The following is a 19,146-nucleotide window of genomic DNA, read 5'->3' as shown; positions in this document are numbered from 1 at the left end:
TCAGGAGGCGGGCGGGCAGCCGCGTGAGCCGGTGGAAGCCTGACTGATCAACGCAGCCAGGCGCTTGACGTTGTTCTGCTGGGCCACCACCAGATCATCGATGGTCGGCCCGGACGGGGTTTGCAGCAGCGAGCGGCAGGCGAGCAGGGTGTCGTCTCCGGCGTTGGCCTGGCGCAGGCGCCATTTGACGTCGATCAGCCCGTACTGCCCGGGAATCGAATCGAAGCGTTGCACATCAATGCGCACGGAGGTTTTGCGCGGCCCGCCGGCATTACTGAGCTGATCCACCAGCGCGCTGCGCAACTCATCGCTGAGGCTGGCGCCCCACCATTCGGTCTCAAGGATCGCCAGGCCGCTGTTGCCCTGGCGGATCACGATTTGCGGCCGGTCGACCTGCGGCGGCACGCTGATGCCTTCGATGGCGATTTCCGAACCGGCGCGGCCGGTCATCGGTTGCGTCGGTGTCAGGGTGTGAAAGCTGATCGGGGCGCTTTTACAGGCGCCCAGCAGCAGGCCGATCGCGAGCACGGTGAACTTCAGCGGTAAAGCCATGGGACAGCTCCTGTGCTCAATTGCGCGGCGGCCCTTTGAGGTCCAGCGGCGCGGCGTTGTCGGGGCGGCCGCGAATCAACGATTCCGGATGACGGCCCAGATAATCGGACAGTTCACGCAACGAACGCGACATGCGCCCAAGCTCGTCGAGAGTCTCGGTCAGTTGTTCGCGTTGCGGCGAATCTTCGGCCAGGGTCGAGCTGGCCGACTGCAGGGTCTTGCTCAGGTCGGCGAGGGTGTTCTGCACGCCGGGCAGGGTCCTGGCATTGAACTGGGTCAGGCCTTTGCGCAATTCCACGAGGTTGCTGTCGAGGTTGCCGGCAATCCGTTCCACCGGCAGTTTGTTGAGCTTGTCGATCATCGCTTCGAGTTTTTCCTGCAACTGTTCGAGGCTGCCGGGGACGGTCGGAACGCTGATCGGGCGGGCGGTCGGGTCGAACGCGACTTTTTCGGCTTTGGGGAAGAAATCCAGCGCGATATACAACTGCCCGGTCAGCAGGTTGCCGCTGCGGGCCTGGGCGCGCAGGCCGTTGTCGATAAAGGTGCCGATCAGGCGCACGGCGGCGGCTTCGTCGTCCGGATTGTGCTCGAGTACCTTAAGCATCTTGACGTGAGCCTGACCGAGGCGTTGCGGGTAGATCACGATGCCGACGTTGAGCGGGAAGCTGCGTTTTTTCGGATCGAAGTCCAGGTTGACGCTCACTACCCGGCCGATTTCGATGCCGAGAAACTCCACCGGTGCGCCGACTTTCAACCCGCGCAGGGCCTGATCGAAACGCAGGGTCAGGTATTGCGCCTTGCCGTTGGGCGGGGCGAGGGCGGTTTGCTGGTCGTCGAACAGGTCGTAGGTTCTTTCTTCGGCGGCGGCGACATCGTTGGGGCTGTATTCCGGCGCGCGGAAGGCGATGCCGCCGACCAGCAAGGTCGACAACGATTCGGTTTTCACCGCAAAGCCGTTGGCGCCGACGTTAACGTCAATCCCGCTGGCGTTCCAGAACCGGGTGTTTTCCGTGACGTAGGCGTCGTTTGGCGCATGGATGAACACTTCGATGTTCACGCCTTTGCCATCGGCGTCCAGCGCGTAAGCCACGACCTGGCCGACCGGGATCTTGCGGTAATAGACCGGCGAGCCGATGTCCAGCGAACCGAGGTCCGAGGCGTGCAGGTTGAAGCGTTTGCCCGGTTCGCCGTAGGTGATCGGCGGCGGGTTTTCCAGGCCTTTGAAGTGTTTGGCGCGCGAATTGGACTGACCGATGTCTGCACCGATGTAGTCACCGGACAGCAGCGTGTCGATGCCTGAGACGCCACCTGCACCGATGCGCGGGCGCACGACCCAGAACTGCGAGTCTTCGCGGGTAAAGGTTTCGGCCTGTTTGGCCAGTTTGATCGTGGCGTTGACGCTTTTCTGATCGTCGCTCAGCTCGACGTCCGTGACCTGGCCGATCACCACGTTGCGGTATTTGACTTCGGTCTTGTTGGCGGTCAAGCCGCTGCCGGTTTTAAAGGTGACGATGATGCTGGGGCCTTCCTGCATCAGGTTGTGCACCACCAGCGAGATGCCCACCAGCACCGCGATGATCGGCACGATCCACACCAGCGAGATGCTGAAACGCCGGGTCTTGACCGGCGCCTGGCCGGGCGCTCGCGGTTGATCGGCGGCTGACGACTCCATCCATGACCTCCAGGGTGTGTTGGGCACTGAGCGTCAGGAACGCAAAAGCACTTCATCAATATAGAAGTGCTTCGCGATAGAGCAAATGTGCAGGGCGCTTTAACCGGCAGGCCTCATCCCAGCAGTTCCCGCAGGCGATACCAGAACATCCCCAGTGCCAGCAGCGGCGAGCGCAGCGCCGGGCCGCCGGGGAAGGTCATGTGCGGCACGCCGCTGAACACATCCATGCCCTGACTGTGGCCGGCATGAATCGCCTCGCCCAGCAGCTTGGCGCACCAGTGAGTGACGTTCAGGCCGTGGCCGGAATAGCCCTGGGCGTAGAACACGTTCGGGTGCTGCTTCAAACGGCCGACCTGCGGGAAGCGGTTGGCGGTGATGCCGATTTTGCCGCCCCATTGATAGTCGATGCGCACATCCGCCAGTTGCGGGAACACCTTGAGCATCTTCGGTCGCATATAGGCGGCGATGTCCGCCGGATCCCGTCCCGAGTAATGGCAGGCGCCGCCGAACAGCAAGCGCCGGTCCGCCGAAAGCCGATAGTAATCGAGGCCGACTTTCTGGTCGCACAGCGCCAGATTTTGCGGAATCAGCTCGGCGGCGCGTTCCGCCGACAGCGGTTCGGTGGCGATGATGTAACTGCCGGCGGGCAGGACCTTGCCGCTGAGTTGCTGTTCGAGTTCGTCCAGGTGCGCATTGCAGCCGAGCACCAGACTGCCGGCGCGCACGGTGCCGCTTTGGGTGCGTACTTGAACGGTCGCGCCATGGACGATTTCCAGCACCGGGCTCTGTTCGAAAATCCGCACCCCGAGGGACGCCGCCAGCCGCGCTTCACCCTGCACCAGATCCAGCGGATGCAAGTGGCCGGAGCCCATGTCGATCAGGCCTCCCTTGTAGACACCTGCGTTCACCACTTGCCGGCGGATGTCTTCGGGGGCGACCAGCCGCGTTTCATGGCGGTAACCCAGCTGCGCCAGGCTGTCCTGCTCGGCCTTGAAGGCGTCGAACTGTGCCGGCGTGTTGGCCAGCTCGCAGAAGCCCCAGCGCAGGTCGCACTCGATGGCGTTGTCGGTGATGCGCTGGCGCACCAGCTCCACCGAATCGATCCCGGCCCGGTGCAGGTAGCGCACGCCTTCGCTGCCGACATGCCGGGCGAAACCTTCGACGTCATGACCGATCCCGCGAATCAACTGCCCGCCATTGCGCCCGCTAGCGCCCCAGCCGATGCGCCGGGCTTCGAGCAGAATCACCGAGAGTCCGCGCTGCGCCAGTTCAATCGCCGTGTTGACGCCGGTGAAACCGCCACCGATCACGCAGACATCGGCGATCAGGTCACCCGCCAGTTCCGGATAAGGTGTGCTGGCCCGGGCCGACGCGGCGTAATAGGAGCGGGCGTGTTCCTGGGTGTACTGATTCATTTGTTCGACTTCACTTTGCTCCAGGACCGGGTCATCAGACGCATGATCGACTGGGGCGGGGTAGAGGAGATGTAGAGCTTGTCGAGGACTTCCTGAGACGGATAGACCTCGGGATTGTTGACCAGCTCCGGATCCATGTATTGCTTGGCCGCCGGGTTCGGGTTGGCGTAACCCACCGAGGCGCTGACCTTGGCGATCACTTGCGGATCGAGCAGGTAATTGATGAAGGCGTGGGCTTCCTTGGTGTTGCCGGCATCGGCGGGAATCGCCAGCAGGTCGAACCAGAGGTTCGCGCCTTCCTTGGGAATCGAATAGGCGATGTTCACGCCGTTCTTGGCTTCCTTGGCGCGATTGGCGGCCTGGAACACGTCGCCGGAATAACCGAAGGCCACGCAGATGTCGCCGTTGGCCAGATCGGACACGTATTTCGAGGAGTGGAAATAGGTGATGTACGGCCGGATGCTCAGCAATTTCTCTTCGGCCTTCTTGTAGTCCTCGGGTTTCTCGCTGCGCGGGTCCATGCCCATGTAGTTGAGAATCGCCGGGAACACTTCATCGGCCGAGTCCATCATCGACACGCCGCACTGGGTGAGTTTCTTCAGGTTCTCCGGTTCGAACAGCACGGCCCAGGAATCGATGTGATCGATGCCCAGCACTTGCTTGACCTTGTCGACGTTGTAGCCGATGCCGTTGGTGCCCCACAGATACGGCACCGAGTGCTCGTTGCCCGGATCGTTCTTCTCAAGCAGGGCCAGCAGTTTCGGGTCGAGGTTTTTCCAGTTCGGCAGTTGCGAGCGGTCCAGTTTAAGGAAGGCGCCGGCCTTTACCTGACGGGCGAGAAAGTGGTTGGACGGCACCACCACGTCATACCCGGTGCGCCCGGCGAGCAGTTTGCCTTCGAGGGTTTCGTTGGAATCGAAGACGTCGTAGATCACCTTGATCCCGCTGGAGGACTGGAAGTCGGCGAGGGTGGTTTCGCCGATGTAATCGGTCCAGTTGTAGACGCTGACCTGGGGTTGGGCGAGGGCACCGGCACTGCACGCCAGGGCCAGCGCGGCGGGGATCATGGATTTCAACAGACGCATATCGACACCTCTTCGAATTATTGGATTTTTCAGGCGAGTACGGTCCTTGTGGGAGCTGGCTTGCCAGCGATGACGTCGGCACAGTCAACATCTCTATAGACTGCCCACCGCTATCGCTGGCAAGCCAGCTCCCACAGGAAACGTGGGTGTTGGTTACACGCTCAACAACAGGAACTCCCGCTCCCAGGAGCTGATCACGCGCTTGAAGTTTTCATGCTCGGCGCGTTTCACCGCGACGTAGCCGCGCACGAACTTGCTGCCCAGGTATTGCGCGACGGTGTCGCACTCTTCCATCTGGGTCAGGGCTTCTTCGATGGTGATCGGCAGGCGCAGGTTGCGGCGCTCGTAAGCCCGGCCTTCGACGGCGGCGCTCGGTTCGATGCCTTCGACCATGCCGATGTAGCCGCACAGCAGGCTCGCGGCGATGGCCAGATACGGGTTGGCGTCGGCGCCGGGCAGACGGTTTTCAACCCGCATCGCCTCAGGGCCGGAGGTCGGCACCCGCAGGCCGACGGTGCGGTTTTCTTCGCCCCATTCAACGTTGACCGGTGCCGAGGTGTCCGGCAGGAAGCGGCGGAACGAGTTCACGTTCGGCGCGAACATCGGCAGCACTTTCGGGATGTATTTCTGCAGGCCGCCGATGTGATGGCGGAACAGGTCACTCATGCTGCCGTCGGCATTGGCGAAAATCGGCTGGCCGCTGGCGATCTCGACCACGCTCTGGTGCAGGTGCATGGCGCTGCCGGGCTCATCGCCGATCGGCTTGGCCATGAAGGTCGCGGTCACGTTGTGTTTGAGCGCCGCCTCACGCAGGGTGCGTTTGAACACGGTGATCTGGTCGGCCAGATCCAGCGCGTCGCCGTGGCGGAAGTTGATTTCCATCTGCGCCGGGCCGTCTTCGTGGATCAGCGTGTCCAGGTCCAGGCCTTGCAGTTCGCACCAGTCGTAGACGTCTTCGAACAGCGGATCGAATTCGTTGGCGGCGTCGATGGAGAACGACTGACGACCGCTTTCGGCGCGACCGGAACGGCCCAGCGGTGCCTTGAGCGGCAAGTCCGGGTCTTCGCAGCGCTGGGTCAGGTAGAACTCCATTTCCGGCGCCACGATCGGCTTCCAGCCTTTGTCGGTGTACAGCTGCAGGACTTTCTTCAGCACGTTGCGCGGCGACAGTTCGATCGGGTTGCCGAACTTGTCGAAGGTGTCGTGGATCACGATGGCAGTCGGCTCGATGGCCCATGGAATCACGTACACCGCGTCGCTCACCGGCTTGCAGACCATGTCGATGTCGGCCGGGTCGAGCAGATCATAGTAGATGTCGTCGTCGACAAAATCCCCGGTTACCGTTTGCAGCAGCACACTTTCCGGCAGGCGCATGCCTCGCTCATGCAGGAACTTGTTGGTCGGTGCGATCTTGCCGCGGGCGATGCCGGTCAGGTCGCTGACCACGCATTCCACTTCGGTAATCTTGTGATCTTTCAGCCACGTGAACAGCTGATCGAAAGGGGCATTCATAAAGACCTCGTCGTTGGTTTTGTTGACGCGGGGGAAAAGCGATTTCATCTTTCGCAGGCTTCCCCTGTGGCGCGTTGACGACTATCTTGGGCGGGCCTTGACGTTCCATCTATCCACTTTCAGCAGCACCAAAGCGCACCAAAAGAGTGCGCAAGGTCTCCCATGACAACGTGTAATCCGCTACAGGTTCAAGCGTTCAATACCGCCGATGTCACCGAACAGATCCGCGCCACGCCGGGTTGGGTTCAGCATTACCAGCAGATGTCGCCGGGGCATTTCGCCGGGCAGATCCGTTATCTGGATTTGCAGGGTGTGGAGGTTTACGAAGAACAGATGAACACCCGGGTCGAGCAGAATTTCAGCGCGCCGGAAGGCTCGCTGGCGTTCTGTTTCGATCGCAGCGACAACGCGCTCTATCTGCTCAATGAAGAGAGCCGCAACATCTGGATCACCCCGGAGAACTATCAGGAAATCGCCGTGGTGTTCGGCCCGGAATTCGTCCAGCGCAACGGCCTGGACGTGGCCAAGCTGGAAGGTCTGTTCATGGCTCCGCTCAATGGCGCGCAGAATGGATTGTTCAGCCGCTGGTTAAGCTCCACTCTCACGAAGTTGTCGCAAACCCTTGATCAGCCAAGCAAAGAAGCGCTGACCCAGCAATTGCTCGAGGACTGCCTGTTCATACTCGACAACGCGAGCGTGTGCCTGGACGGTGGTGGCTTGCAGCGTCGCGCCGAAGAGCGAATCACCCTCAAACGCGTAGGGGAGTGGGCGGCGGATTCACCGGAAGAAACCCTCAATCTGCTGGAGCTGTCGCGGGTGGCCGGGGTTTCCCTGCGTCAGTTGCAGCAGACCTTCAAGGCGTACACGGGGATGTCGCCGAGCCATTGGCTGCGTTTGCGCAGGCTCAACAGTGCGCGGCGGGAATTGCTCAAACGCTCGCCGGCAGATACGACGGTGGCGGAGGTCGCAATGAACTGGTCGTTCTGGCATTTGGGCCGTTTTTCAAGCAGTTACCGGGCGATGTTCAAGGAGTTGCCGAGCGAGACCTTGAAGCGCTCATCGTCGATGTGACGGGCACTCTGCACCACAAAAAAAAGACGGGAGAGGTTTCGGTATTCGCCGAAATCTCTCCCGTCTTTTTCATTTATCGATAGGCCGATGTTGCCAAGCCTGTTGCGCAGCCGACTAACCAACTCTGAGACGTTTGAAGGAGGATGAAAGGGATCTTTTCATCAGTCTGGCCATCGGGGTTTCTATTTCTTTATGGATGACATGGGAGGCACCTATCATCAAAGCGAGGGTGCCCCACAGCAGCACGTGAGGATTCACAGCCGGATAAGCCATATTGAAGATCATGAAGCCGATCATTTGATGCAGCAGGTAAAGCGGGTAAGTCAGGGCGCCCAACGCTGTCCAGTCGAACCTCCCGATGGCTGACGTTTTATGCGTCGAGATAAAAAGAAACGTCATGAAGAACAGGGCAATGACACCGCAGATAATCAAGGAATCGTATTCGGTCGAATATTTCAGTTCAATCGACTCGGCCCACTTGATCGCGTTGAAGCTGGCCAATGCCTGCGCGGCTGCCAGCAGGGAAATACGGGATTTGGTAAAACCCTTGTCCCAGATGATGTAGAACGTCGCGCCAGCGATGAAATAGGCCGCGTAGTCGGTGATCAGGACCGAGCGCAGTTTTTCGAAAGCAAAGACTTCCGCTGCGGCCGAGATCAGCAGCCAGAGCACAAGGAAGTTTTCTATTTTCTCTATCTTCTTGAAGGCCAACAGGACGGCGATCATCAGGTAGAACTTTATTTCGACGAACAGTGACCAGTAGACCCCGTCGATGGGTGGGACACCGATCAGGTCGCCGAGGAATGTCATGTTGATCATGTATTGATAAAAATCAGCCGAAAATCTTGGCTGACCAATGGCCAGCGTGACGAGAAAAGTGATCGTGCAGCACACCCAGAAAGCCGGGCAGAGGCGGATGACGCGGGAAATGAAAAACGCTTTGAGATCGTTGTTCGAAGCCGTCATCAGGATCACGAATCCGCTGATCATGAAAAACAGTTCGACGCCCAGGTAACCGTATTTGGCAACGTCAGCCAATAGCGGATAGGGCATTACCGACATATCGCCCCTCGCATAGCCGCGAAACGCATAGTGAAAAAACACCACGGCGATCGCGGCGAGGAAGCGCAGCAAGTCCAGTTCGTTCAGTCGTCGCTTGTTCATGTACAGGCGCTCCAGACTCGTCAGCGCGGATCGATCACTGAGGACTGTGTCGTGTGACATCCGACTCAAGGCCAAAGCGGCGTAGGGTGCTCAAGGACTGCGTAGCCACATGCGGATGTAATCGACTTCGAACGTGGAGGGCAGGTCAGCATCGTCGACCACGCCGAACCATTTCCACATGGCCTCACTGTCAAAGACGATCTGCATGGGGTAGAAAAAGTGTTTGTTCTTCGACTCCCTGACCAGTACGCCATCGACGTACCAGCGCAGGGTGTCGGGCTGCCAGTCGAAGCCGTAGACATGAAAGTCGCCGGCCAGCCGCCAGGGGCTGGTCCAGGTGCTGCCGTCGGCGATATGTTCGGTGCTCTGTGGCGTGGCCCAGAGGTGGGCGTTCATGTTGTAGGCGCGGTCCGAGGCCGCCTCTTTGGTCTTGCCGCCGATTTCAAAGATATCGATTTCGGTGGCGTTGTCGGCCATGCCTGTCCACGCCAGCCAGAACGCGCTGGAAGCCGCAGAGTTCATGGGTTTGGCTCGTGTTTCGTAATAGCCGTAGAAGCCACGTTCGAGGGTACGAACCATCGCCGAGGTGTAATCCTTGAAACCTAGCTGCACGTATTTCGGCGGCAGGGTTTCCTTGCGAAAGACAATCTTCAGATAGCCGTTGCCGACGCTGGCATTGCGCTCGGTGAACAACGCCGGCTTGCGTCCCAGCGACTCGTTGCCGATAGCATTGTTGACGTGCCAGCGCGTGCGGTCGAGGGTGGTGCCATCGAACTCGTCGGACAGCGTGGTGTTGAGCAACCACCGGCCGGCATTGGCCTGATCGGACAACGGCAGATCCGGATTGATGTGGGACGGCAGAGCGTCCAGCGGGCCGACACGTGTCCAGGTATCGGCCTGAACCGGTATGGCCACGGACCACTTGTCCGCCAGGTACCGAAATACGCGCTGGCGCTCCGCGAGCGATGCAAACGGCCGGTCATACACCAGGACTTCGGCGATGTCGCCGCGAAAGTTTTCGGCATTGCCGACGGCATTGCGCCCCACGCCATACGGTCCCAGCGGGACGTCCTGCAGCTCAAGGACAGAAACCGTCGGCTCATAAGCACCGGTTTGCGGAAGGCTCACGGCGAAATTCGGCAGCACGTTATCGTTGCTGGCGGCCTGCGGTCGTGAACTGAACAAACGTTGCCAGGGATCGACCCCGGCCTGTTCCGGCAACCGCCGGGACACGATCAGTACAGTCGCAGGCCCTTTCGCCGTGCGCAGGGTCCGGCCGAGCAATCCAGAGTTGCCGCTCAAGCGCACCACCGAATGGCCATTGAGGCTGTTCTCCATCCGTTGTGGCGGCGAAGAAGCGCCATCGACGGTCGCGTCATTGGCCTTGCCTGACTTGTCGCTCCAGCGCTGGAGACGGTTCTGCGCATCCAGAGTCACTGTTGACGCATCCGCCGCGTCCAGCCACAACATGAGCCCGGTGGTCGGCACCGCAGGAGGTGCCTGCGCGGCGTTGCTGATCAGCGAAACTGAAAACAGCACGGCCAACAGACATTCTTTGAACATCGGCATCACTTCACCGCAATGGGTGCCGGAATCTTGAATGAAGATTGATATCCCTGCGGATTGCACGACTGCCAGCGCCAGGTATCGGTGATCATTTGTTCCAGGCCACGCAGCGCGCTCCAGCCCAGTTCGCGTCCTGCCTTGGCGGGATCGGCCCAGCACTTGGCGATGTCACCCGCGCGTCGAGGGACGAAACGGTAGGGAATGCTGATGCCGGTGATGTCTTCGAAGCTGTGGATGATTTGCAACACGCTGTAGCCAACGCCCGTTCCGAGGTTCCAGTAGTGAATGCCGTTGGCGTGCTGCAGCACCTGCAGGGCCTTGAGGTGACCGATGGCCAGGTCGACCACGTGGATGTAGTCGCGCACGCAGGTCCCGTCCACCGTGGGATAGTCGCTGCCGTACACCGTGAGTTCGGGTATCCGGCCTATGGCAACCTGGGTCAGGCACGGCAACAGGTTGTTGGGGCGGCCCCGCGGGTCTTCGCCGATCATTCCGCTTTCGTGGGCGCCGATCGGGTTGAAGTAACGCAACAATCCAATGCTCCAGCGCGGATCGGAGTCGCACAGATCCGTCAGCAACTCCTCGATCATCAGCTTGGTGCGGCCATAGGGATTGACCGGTTTGCCGGTGCCGAAATCTTCGGCAATCGGCGTGCGCGTCGGCTCCCCGTACACCGTGGCTGACGAGCTGAACACCAGCCGGAATACGTTATTGCGGGCCATCGCCTGACACAGGCCAAGCGTGCCGGCAACGTTGTTGACGTAGTAGTCCAGCGGCTTGCGCACGCTTTCCTCGACGGATTTGAGACTGGCAAAGTGCACCACGGCGTCGATGTTGTATCGGCTGAAGATATCGTCGAGCAGGACCGGGTCGCGAATATCGCCCTTGATGAAGTCGACGCGGGTCAGGGTCAGTTGCTCGAGGCGCCGGATGCACTCTCGACAGCTGTTGCACAGGTTGTCGAGCACCAGCACCTTGTGGCCGGCGTTAATGAGGGCCAGAGCCGTATGCGAGCCGATGTAGCCGGCACCGCCAGTAATCAACGTGGTTTTGCGCATGGTGAGGCCTTCCTGTCTCAGGGCTGAACTCAGCGGGAGGTGAAAACCGATTTGAATTCCTGTGGCCAGTGCGGGTGCAGGGCGCTGTAACCCACGGCATAACTCAGTGCGCCGAGCACGACGCTGCCGATCAAATGCAGGTAACCCTGGAGACCCAGCTGCGGTAGCACCAGCAGCACGGTTGCAGCCATGACCAGGGAAGCGATCACGCTGCGGTAACTGGCTTCGAAAAAGCCGCGCCAGCTGTAGCCGATCGCCGTGTTCAGGCCGCGGATTTGCAACGGCGTGATGACCAGCATGCGCGCCAGCAGAGCGACGGCTGCGGCCATGCCGCCGTACAGGTTGCCGAGGGTGTAGACCAGCGCCAGGGCCAGCGCGGTGGTCAGCACTTCGGCCTTGATCGTGAGGTGGCTGCGGTTGACCGCCACCAGTGCGGTGGTGGCGTACATGGCGCTGTTGCCGATGGCGGCCGTGCAAGCCAGTACTTGCAGCAGCGGGATGGCCTCTGCCCATTTGGCGCCGAAGATCAACAGGATCAGGTCGTTTGCCGTGAGTGCGAGTCCGATGAACAGGGGCGTCAACACAAACCCGCTGACGGCGGTAGAATCGCCAACGATCCCGATCAATCGTCTGGGCTCTGCGCTGCGCCGGGAGAACGCCGGCAGCGCGTAGCTCAGCAAGCCGTTGTAGATTGCGGTGCGTGGCAGTTCGATGATGCGCATCGCCATGTTGAACATGCCGACAGCGTTCGCCCCGGCGGTGATGCCCAGCACCACGTTGACCCCGCGCTGCAGGGTTTGCGAGCTCAGTGCGTTAATGGCCACCGGTGCGCCTGACCTCAACAATTCACGCAGGATCGGACCATCGATGTAAAAAGGGATACGTCGCGGGTCGGCGCGCATCAACACAATGATCGACATCAATTCCATGATCAGCGCCTGGGCAATGACCGCCCACGCACCCAGCCCCCAAAGCGCAACGGCAATGCCACCGACTCCCCCCGCCACTTTGCCCAGCAATGTGCGCGAAGCCAGCATCCTGAAGTTGCTGCTGCGGCGCATCTGCGCCACGTAGACCCGCGCCATCATGGTGAACAGGATCTTTATCGAGGCTATCGCCGTCATCCATTGCAGCACCGGGTCGGGGGTGTACAGCATGACCGCGCCCGAAATGACGCCAATGCTCGCCAGACTGACCAGCACCGCCGCCCAGTAGGCGGTGCAGATGTGCTTGTCTTCCAGCCGCTCAAGCCGTACCAGCGGGTCTTCCAGCACCGACGAGTACACCAGTCCGATCAGTTCGACGATGGCAATGATGACCGTGCCCACACCCAGCTCGGCAGGCGACAGCAGCCTGGCGTAGGCGACAAAGGTAATCATCGACAGCAGGATCAGGCCGAATTTCTCGGTGAAGATCCAGGTCAATGTCGTCAGACGGTGGTTGGCCATGGCGGATACCGTATCAATGAGCCGTGGTTGACGCCGTTGCCTTGCGCAAGGTTCTGGCGCGGGCATAGAGGTAGCGCAAGGTCGGTTTGCCGCTGGCGAAGATCAGGGCCTGCCAGGAGCAATCCAGCATTCGCCGGTACACGCCGAGGACCTGGTCATGCTCGCCGCGTCGGGAAAACGCCTCGAGAAAGTCGGTGTGGTTGCCCAGCACGAAATCGATCCGCTGCTGCCGGGTCAACTGCGCGCCGTAGCGGGCGAGGTACACCTCGATGAAGCGGATTTTGTTCTGGTAGTACTTTTTCGGATTCGCGGTCATGTTGCCGCCATTGACCGTGCGCTCCAGCAACACCTCCGGCACCGTGTGGATCTCCCAATGCTCGGCGATCCGGGTCCACATGAAACGGTCTTCGGAATAACGCAGGCTGGCATCGAAGCCGCCCAGTTGCATGATCACGTCACGTTTGACCAGCGCGGTAGAGACGCCATTGACGACGTTGGCATGGATGAAATCGTAGAAGTGCCTGCCGTTCTTCAACCGGTCGTCCAGCTGGCGCCTGCCATCGCTGTAATTGACTTGTGCATAGCAGTCGATCAGCCCCACCGGCCGGCCCTGGCGGGTGAGTTCGTCATACAGTGCCAGCTGTAACTCCAACTTTCGCGGATGCCATTGGTCATCGGCATCGAGCATTGCCACAAACGTTTCTTCGGAGTGCCGCATCCCATGATTACGGGCGCTGGCCTGGCCTTCGTTGGGTTGCTGTAACAGCGTCAAGCGAAACGGCGCGACAAAGTCTCTGACCCGCTGTGGTCCGTCATCGGTGGACCCGTCGTCGATGACGATGACGTGATCGGGCAGTCGGGTTTGCCGGGCCAGGGAGGTCAGTGTCTGCTCGATGCTTTCGGCGCCGTTGTACATCGGAATGATGACGCACACTGAATCTGCTGAACGGGGAGCTTGGTTTGGCACGGTGATTCTCCTTGGGTTACGCGCGGGCGGAATCGCGCGGTAGTGCGCTGCCCGACGAACGCTGACGCAGCGCTGCCGGTGAGGATTCGGGATAGGTCGCGTGGTGGTGCCGGAAGGTCAGGGCCAGCGTGCAGAACACCAGGAACTCGGCGGAGCGGTAGTTGGGAATCACGTAGGCCACATAATTGGTGATGGCGAACAGGCCGATGATGACCAGCGCACTGGCGCGAAACCGGGCTGCCTGATTCGCCGTCACGGCGCGGTATTGCTTGAACAGTGCTTCACCCAACATCAGCGCCAGCGCCGTCAGCTGGATGAGGCCACCGTTGAGCAGGGTCTCCATGTAGCCGCTGTGGGCGTTGCCGATATAACCCCAGCGGGTGATGAACGCATCGGCATCAGGGCTGGACCAGAAGGCGCCGAAGCCGTAGCCCTTGAGAAACTGGCTGTCGATGAAAGGCGCGAGCAATTCCCAGATCAAGGTGCGATCGGTCAGTGACGGGTCGCGACCGGCCATTTCCAGCAGCACCGCAAAGTTGCTGTACAGAAACAGGCAAACCAGCAGGTAAAGCAGGGTGCATCCGAGGAACAGCAGCTGTGAGCGATTGATGCCCAGGCGGATCATTGTGAGGAAGTACCAGTAGCTGATCGTGCCGGAAATGATCAGCGCCACGCCGGTGGCTGACTGGGCAAGCAGGATCGCGACCAGCGAAAAGAACGAACAGAAGAGCGCCCAGCGATTGCGCTGCCGGATCATCGGCAGCAACAGCACGATGGCGATCGCGTTGAGCCGGGCGCCGGCATTCTTTTCAGCGAAAACGCCTTTGAATGCGCCGTCGCGAATCCCCCCGGAGAAAAACGCCACTTCAGGCATGACCACAGCGAGCAACAACCCGATCAGCGCCGCTATGCCGATGGCGCAACCGAGCATGAAGGTGATTTTTTCAAGGGAGTAGTTATAGGCAAGAAAACCGGCGAAAAACACCACGCCGAGCAGGGCGATGAACCGCTTGAGGCTGAGCATCGGGTCGTGGGACCAGCCGATCGACGCGATGACGCAGAGCAGAAAAACCAGCAGGAAGAAGTTGCTGCGATAAAAGGTTTTGCTGAGGAATACCTTGTTGCGGATGAAAAAGAACAGCGGCACCAGCAGCGTGATAAGGCCGCAGACCTGATTGGCGACGTTGCCTTCGAGGTCTTTATTGATGTCGCCAAAGCTCGCGGCACTGCCCAGACCGAGCACAAAAGTGATCACCTGTATGTAAAACAGGATCCCGAACACGGTGAAGGCGTCGCGTAACGTCGAATACCTGATCGTCAATGTGCTCATGATGACGGGCTCCCGATCAACGCTTTAAGGTAGGTCTGCACCGCGCTGGCACTCATGAATCGCGCGGCTGCATCGAGGCGTGACTGACGCTGCAGATCGCGCGGAATGGACAGTTGCTCGGCGATGGCCTGGGCCAGGGCGATTGGATCATCGACAGCGACAAGCGGCGCCACCACGCCGCCGCCGAGAATCTCCTGAGGGCCATGGGGGCAGCGGGTCGCCACCACCGGCGTACCCGTGGATAACGCCTCGACCAGCGCGTTGGGGCTGCCCTCGAAACGCGACGAGAGTACGAAGCAGTCGGCTGCTGCCACTTCTGTCAGGGGATCATCGGCATAGCCCGGCAGATCGAAGCGCTCCGCCACCCCCAGCTGTTTCGCCTGTTCTAGCAGTTCGGCCCGGAGGGCGCCTTCGCCAAAAATGATCAGGCGGGCATCGCGATCCGGCAGTGCGGCGAATGCTGTGATCAGCGTGTCGAAACCTTTTTGCGGTGCCAGGCGCCCCACGGCGACGATCACCGTGCCGGACTTTTCCAGCAGCCAGCGGTGGCGGGGCAGTCCCGGTGGCCTCTCGCGAAAGTCGTTGTCGAGCACCGGGTTGTCAGCAATGGTCACGTCCTGGCGTCGGGCGAGGGTGGTATCGACCAGATCCTGAGCGACGCCGCGCGAAACGCAGATCACCGGATTGGGAATCAGCCGATACAGCAGCGGTGCCACCCGATATGCCATGCGCACCATGAAATCGGGGTTCACGTGCCGGTCATGGGAAAAGGCATTGCGCTCGCTGACGTGCAGCCGGGCCAGCGTGCCGGACAGTGCCGCCGCGATGATCGCCACCACGTTGACGTGGGTGAGGGCTGCCAGTTGGGCATCAAAGCGATTGGCACGCAGGAATCGCGTGAGTGCCGGCACCGCACGGACGCTGCGCGGACTGTGCAATTCAATCTTTTTCACGCGCGGGTCGAGATGCGCTGCGTGAAGGCCGCCGCCGGTGAGCATCAGCAATGTCACGTCATTGCCCGCATCCACCAGTGCCTTGGCGAGCCGCGCCATCATTTTTTCAGCACCGCCGGCGCTGAGGTCATGGAGGATGATCAGTAACTTTTTCATTGATTCCAGACCTGGTAATACGCCTGCGCCGCGTACTGACTGGTGTACGGGCGCAGGGTGGCAGTGAGCGTCTTTTCGCCGGGAGCGATGTGACCTGAGGTCAGGTTGCGCAGCATGCCGTCGGCCAGTGCCTGTACGTCGTTGACGATCACCAGTTCACCGAGTCGGCCATGGTCCAGCAGTTCTCTGGGCCCGGTCTCGCAATCGCAGGCCAGCACCGGCGTGCCCAGCGCCAAAGCCTCGATCAGCACGGTCGGCATGCCTTCTTGCAGGGAGCTCAGAATGAACAGTCGGGCCTGCCTGAGCACGGGATAGGGATTGCTCAGAAAACCACTGAAGTGCACCCGTTGTGCGATACCCAATTGCCTGGCCTGGGTGACCAAGGCTTCGCGCAATGGGCCATCGCCGACGATCACCAGATCCGGCAGCGCCGCGCTGCGCAGCGCCAACGCGTAGGCATCGAGCAGCAGATGAAACCCTTTGGGTTCGACCAGACGCCCCAGACTCAGCCAGTAGTTGCGGGGCAAGTCGGCGGGCCGGGGCGCCCGGGCGGCTTGAAACAGTTGATCGGTGACGACCGCGTTGGGGCAATAACGGATGCGCTGCCGCCCCCAAGGCACGGCATCGGCAAGGGTCTGGCGCAACGCCGAGGACACCGTCACCACCTTGCCACTGCCACACAGGTACAAGGCGTAGAGCAGACGCAGGCTTGAGGGGCCGGTTTTCTGTTCGCTGCAGTCGAGGGTCGCATGGCGGCTGTAGATGACCTTGCAGGCACTGCCCAGGGTGGCGAACCACGTGCAGAGGTTGGCCTGCTCCTTGGCGGAAATGAGGTGGGTGACACCTTCACGCCGTATGAGCCGGCGCAGCAAAACGATGGACTTGAACAGGCCGACGAGGCCGCTGCCGCCACCGCTGAAGCATTGAATGTCCCGGGCGTCGGGCATGTCTGCGTTCATGACGAAAAAGCTCACGCGCCGGCCGTCCTTGAGAAACTGCTCGGACAGCCGCTGCTGAACGCGCTCGACGCCACCGCCCGGCTTGAAATCCTTGAGGGTAAACAGGATGTGCATGGTCATTCCCCAACGCTGATGGCGACTTTGTGTCGAACGATCATGTTCAGCAGGTGCAGGAAGTTGCTCGGGTAATCGATGAGGTAGCGTTTGATCGTGTGGGGCTCGCGGTACATGCGATAGAACGCGCGCAAGTGCAGGCGATTGATCAGCGCCGGGTAGTACTGCCGCGTGGCCAAAGCTTCCTGGCGGATGAACCCGCCACAGCTGAAGGCGACCCCGCGAAAGCCTGCGCGCAGGGCATCCTGCTCGAACTGCTCTTGCCGTCCGGCGCCCAGGCCGACGATCAGAATGTCCGCTGCGCTGCGACAGATGTCGTACCGAATGTCTTCGGCCTGGGCAGCGTCGAAATAGCCGTTGTGATAGCCGGCGATGCTCAGTTGCGGATAAAGGCTCTTGATCTTGCTGATGAACAGGTCGAGTTCGGCTTGTCGGGCGCCGACGAAATAAACCCGTTTGCCCTGTTGCTCGGCGCTGCGCAGCACGACGTCGGCTATCGAGGTGAAGTCGAAGCTGACCCGGCCAATCGGTCTGCCGGTGATGCGAGACATGAAGGTCGACATCAGCATGCCGTCGCAAAAATAGGCAACGCTGCTCGGGTTCTGCTCGAAAAAGCTGCCGATCGAGGCAAAGTTGATGAAGGAATAGGCCTGGTTGGCCTCCAGTAATTTCGCCGAGTACTGCCCGACTATCTCCAGTTTGAACATGGCGCGGCTCCTTTCAGAGAACTGAAGGGGTCTGCCGACCCACGGAGACGTAGGTGAAACCGCGTTTGCTCAAGCGCTGCGGATCGAACAGGTTGCGTCCGTCGAAAATCAACGGCTGTTTGAGCAACTGGCTGAGCCGGTCGAAATCCGGCGCCCGGAACGATTGCCACTCGGTGACGATGATCAGGGCGTCGGCATTTTTCAGCGCCGCCTCCTTGGTGCCTGTCAGGGTCAGGTCATCGCGCGAGCCGTAAAGGCGCTGGGCCTCTTCCATGGCTTTCGGGTCAAACGCCTGCACGCTGGCGCCGGCTTGCCACAAGGCCTCCATCAGTACCCGGCTGGGGGCCTCGCGCATGTCGTCGGTATTGGGTTTGAAACTCAGCCCCCACAGGGCAAACGTCTTGCCGCGAAGGTGACCGTCGAAGTGATCGAATACTTTGCGATAGAGGCTGGCTTTCTGTTCCTGGTTGCGCGCCTCCACGGCCTTGAGCACCCGGGCGTCGATGTCGACACCGTCGGCCGCGTGTATCAGCGCCTTCACGTCCTTGGGAAAACACGAGCCGCCGTAGCCCAGACCTGGGTAGATAAACTGGTAACCGATGCGCGGGTCGGCGCCGATGCCGTGGCGCACCTTTTCGATGTCGGCGCCGAGCTTTTCAGCGAGGCAGGCCATTTCGTTCATGAAGCTGATCTTGGTTGCCAGCATGCAATTGGCGGCGTACTTGGTCAGTTCAGCGCTGCGAACGTCCATGACAATGATTTTTTCGCGGCTGCGATTGAACGGCTCATACAGTTCGCGCATGACTTCTTCGGCACGCGGGCTGTCGGTGCCGATGATGATCCGGTCCGGGCGCATGCAGTCTTCGACCGCACAGCCTTCCTTGAGAAATTCCGGGTTTGAAACCACGTCGAACGTCAGGTGACTACGACCGTTGTCGGCCAATACCTGCTCGATACAGGCTCGCACCCGATCGCCCGTACCGACGGGCACGGTGGATTTGTCGACGATGATCTGGTGCCGATCCATGTTCAGCGCGATGGTCTGCGCCACGCTCAGCACGTATTGGAGATCCGCTGAACCGTCTTCGTCGGGCGGTGTGCCGACGGCGATCAACAGCACATCGCCATGGTGAACGGCGTCCACCAGGTCTGTGCCGAACCGCAGCCGGCCGCTTTGGTAGTTGTCGCGCACCAGGCTTTTCAGGCCTGGCTCGTAGATTGGCAGCGTGCCCTCTTTCAGCGCCTCGACCCTGCCGGCGTCGACGTCGACGCAGAGCACGTTGTGGCCGACCTCGGCCAGTGCAGCACCCTGGACAAGGCCTACGTAACCAATACCGAATACGCTCACATTCATGGTCGAACCTCAGGTCGTCGTGACGGTTATCAACGGTCGGGCAGGGGAGCGGCAGGCGCGGGG

16 protein-coding genes are annotated in these 19,146 nt (G+C 60.7%); 1 reads left to right on the top strand and 15 read right to left on the bottom strand.

Features of this window, described 5'->3' with window-relative positions; genetic code table 11:
• The 5 genes from EIY71_RS01505 to EIY71_RS01485 form a co-directional block, all read right to left on the bottom strand.
• A complete protein-coding gene (locus tag EIY71_RS01505; protein ID WP_085745604.1) occupies positions 1-552 on the bottom strand; it encodes a membrane integrity-associated transporter subunit PqiC in 552 nt (183 codons plus the stop codon).
• A 16-nt stretch (positions 553-568) separates the two neighbouring features.
• Complete coding sequence (locus EIY71_RS01500) at positions 569-2,224, bottom strand: intermembrane transport protein PqiB (RefSeq protein WP_134020146.1); 1,656 nt, start codon at positions 2,222-2,224, stop codon at positions 569-571.
• Between the two features lie 113 nt (positions 2,225-2,337).
• Positions 2,338-3,639, bottom strand: coding sequence for an FAD-binding oxidoreductase (locus EIY71_RS01495; protein ID WP_134020143.1), 1,302 nt, complete (start codon positions 3,637-3,639; stop codon positions 2,338-2,340).
• Positions 3,636-4,724, bottom strand: coding sequence for a polyamine ABC transporter substrate-binding protein (locus tag EIY71_RS01490; RefSeq protein WP_007951305.1), 1,089 nt, complete (start codon positions 4,722-4,724; stop codon positions 3,636-3,638). The genes EIY71_RS01495 and EIY71_RS01490 overlap by 4 nt, the downstream gene beginning before the upstream one ends.
• A 153-nt stretch (positions 4,725-4,877) precedes the next feature.
• Positions 4,878-6,236: a glutamine synthetase family protein gene (locus EIY71_RS01485; protein ID WP_007951306.1), complete on the bottom strand. Its 1,359-nt coding sequence runs from the start codon at positions 6,234-6,236 to the stop codon at positions 4,878-4,880.
• 162 nt (positions 6,237-6,398) lie between these two features.
• Here EIY71_RS01485 and EIY71_RS01480 point away from each other — a divergent pair, with 162 nt between their 5' ends.
• On the top strand, positions 6,399-7,307 hold the full coding sequence (locus EIY71_RS01480; protein ID WP_134020140.1) for a helix-turn-helix domain-containing protein: 909 nt from the start codon (positions 6,399-6,401) through the stop codon (positions 7,305-7,307).
• 114 nt (positions 7,308-7,421) lie between these two features.
• Here EIY71_RS01480 and EIY71_RS01475 read toward each other — a convergent pair whose 3' ends face one another.
• The 10 genes from EIY71_RS01475 to EIY71_RS01430 form a co-directional block, all read right to left on the bottom strand.
• A complete protein-coding gene (locus EIY71_RS01475; RefSeq protein WP_102686115.1) occupies positions 7,422-8,471 on the bottom strand; it encodes an acyltransferase in 1,050 nt (349 codons plus the stop codon).
• Between the two features lie 90 nt (positions 8,472-8,561).
• Complete coding sequence (locus EIY71_RS01470) at positions 8,562-10,040, bottom strand: family 16 glycosylhydrolase (protein WP_085745611.1); 1,479 nt, start codon at positions 10,038-10,040, stop codon at positions 8,562-8,564.
• Positions 10,040-11,095 (bottom strand): UDP-glucose 4-epimerase GalE, encoded by a 1,056-nt coding sequence (gene galE / locus EIY71_RS01465; RefSeq protein ID WP_134020137.1) that lies wholly within the window; start codon positions 11,093-11,095, stop codon positions 10,040-10,042. Before galE ends, EIY71_RS01470 begins: the two co-directional genes overlap by 1 nt.
• Before the next feature lie 29 nt (positions 11,096-11,124).
• The gene (locus EIY71_RS01460; RefSeq protein WP_134020134.1) at positions 11,125-12,543 is read right to left on the bottom strand and encodes an oligosaccharide flippase family protein; all 1,419 of its coding nucleotides are present in this window, start codon (positions 12,541-12,543) and stop codon (positions 11,125-11,127) included.
• A gap of 13 nt (positions 12,544-12,556) precedes the next feature.
• Positions 12,557-13,477 (bottom strand): glycosyltransferase family A protein, encoded by a 921-nt coding sequence (locus tag EIY71_RS01455; protein WP_256661069.1) that lies wholly within the window; start codon positions 13,475-13,477, stop codon positions 12,557-12,559.
• A gap of 49 nt (positions 13,478-13,526) precedes the next feature.
• Positions 13,527-14,840, bottom strand: coding sequence for an O-antigen ligase (locus EIY71_RS01450; protein ID WP_134020132.1), 1,314 nt, complete (start codon positions 14,838-14,840; stop codon positions 13,527-13,529).
• Positions 14,837-15,949: a glycosyltransferase gene (locus EIY71_RS01445; protein WP_102716789.1), complete on the bottom strand. Its 1,113-nt coding sequence runs from the start codon at positions 15,947-15,949 to the stop codon at positions 14,837-14,839. Before EIY71_RS01445 ends, EIY71_RS01450 begins: the two co-directional genes overlap by 4 nt.
• A complete protein-coding gene (locus tag EIY71_RS01440; RefSeq protein WP_134020129.1) occupies positions 15,946-17,022 on the bottom strand; it encodes a glycosyltransferase in 1,077 nt (358 codons plus the stop codon). Before EIY71_RS01440 ends, EIY71_RS01445 begins: the two co-directional genes overlap by 4 nt.
• Positions 17,023-17,024: 2 nt before the next feature.
• Entirely contained in the window at positions 17,025-17,729 is a 705-nt protein-coding gene (locus EIY71_RS01435) for a WecB/TagA/CpsF family glycosyltransferase (protein WP_134020126.1), read from the bottom strand.
• Positions 17,730-17,742: 13 nt separating this feature from the next.
• A complete protein-coding gene (locus EIY71_RS01430) occupies positions 17,743-19,083 on the bottom strand; it encodes a UDP-glucose/GDP-mannose dehydrogenase family protein (RefSeq protein ID WP_134020123.1) in 1,341 nt (446 codons plus the stop codon).
• Positions 19,084-19,146 lie beyond the last annotated feature (63 nt).

Source organism: Pseudomonas sp. CH235 (assembly GCF_004368175.1).
Lineage (GTDB): Bacteria > Pseudomonadota > Gammaproteobacteria > Pseudomonadales > Pseudomonadaceae > Aquipseudomonas > Aquipseudomonas paraglycinae.
This window is presented reverse-complemented; position numbering and strand designations above follow the sequence as displayed.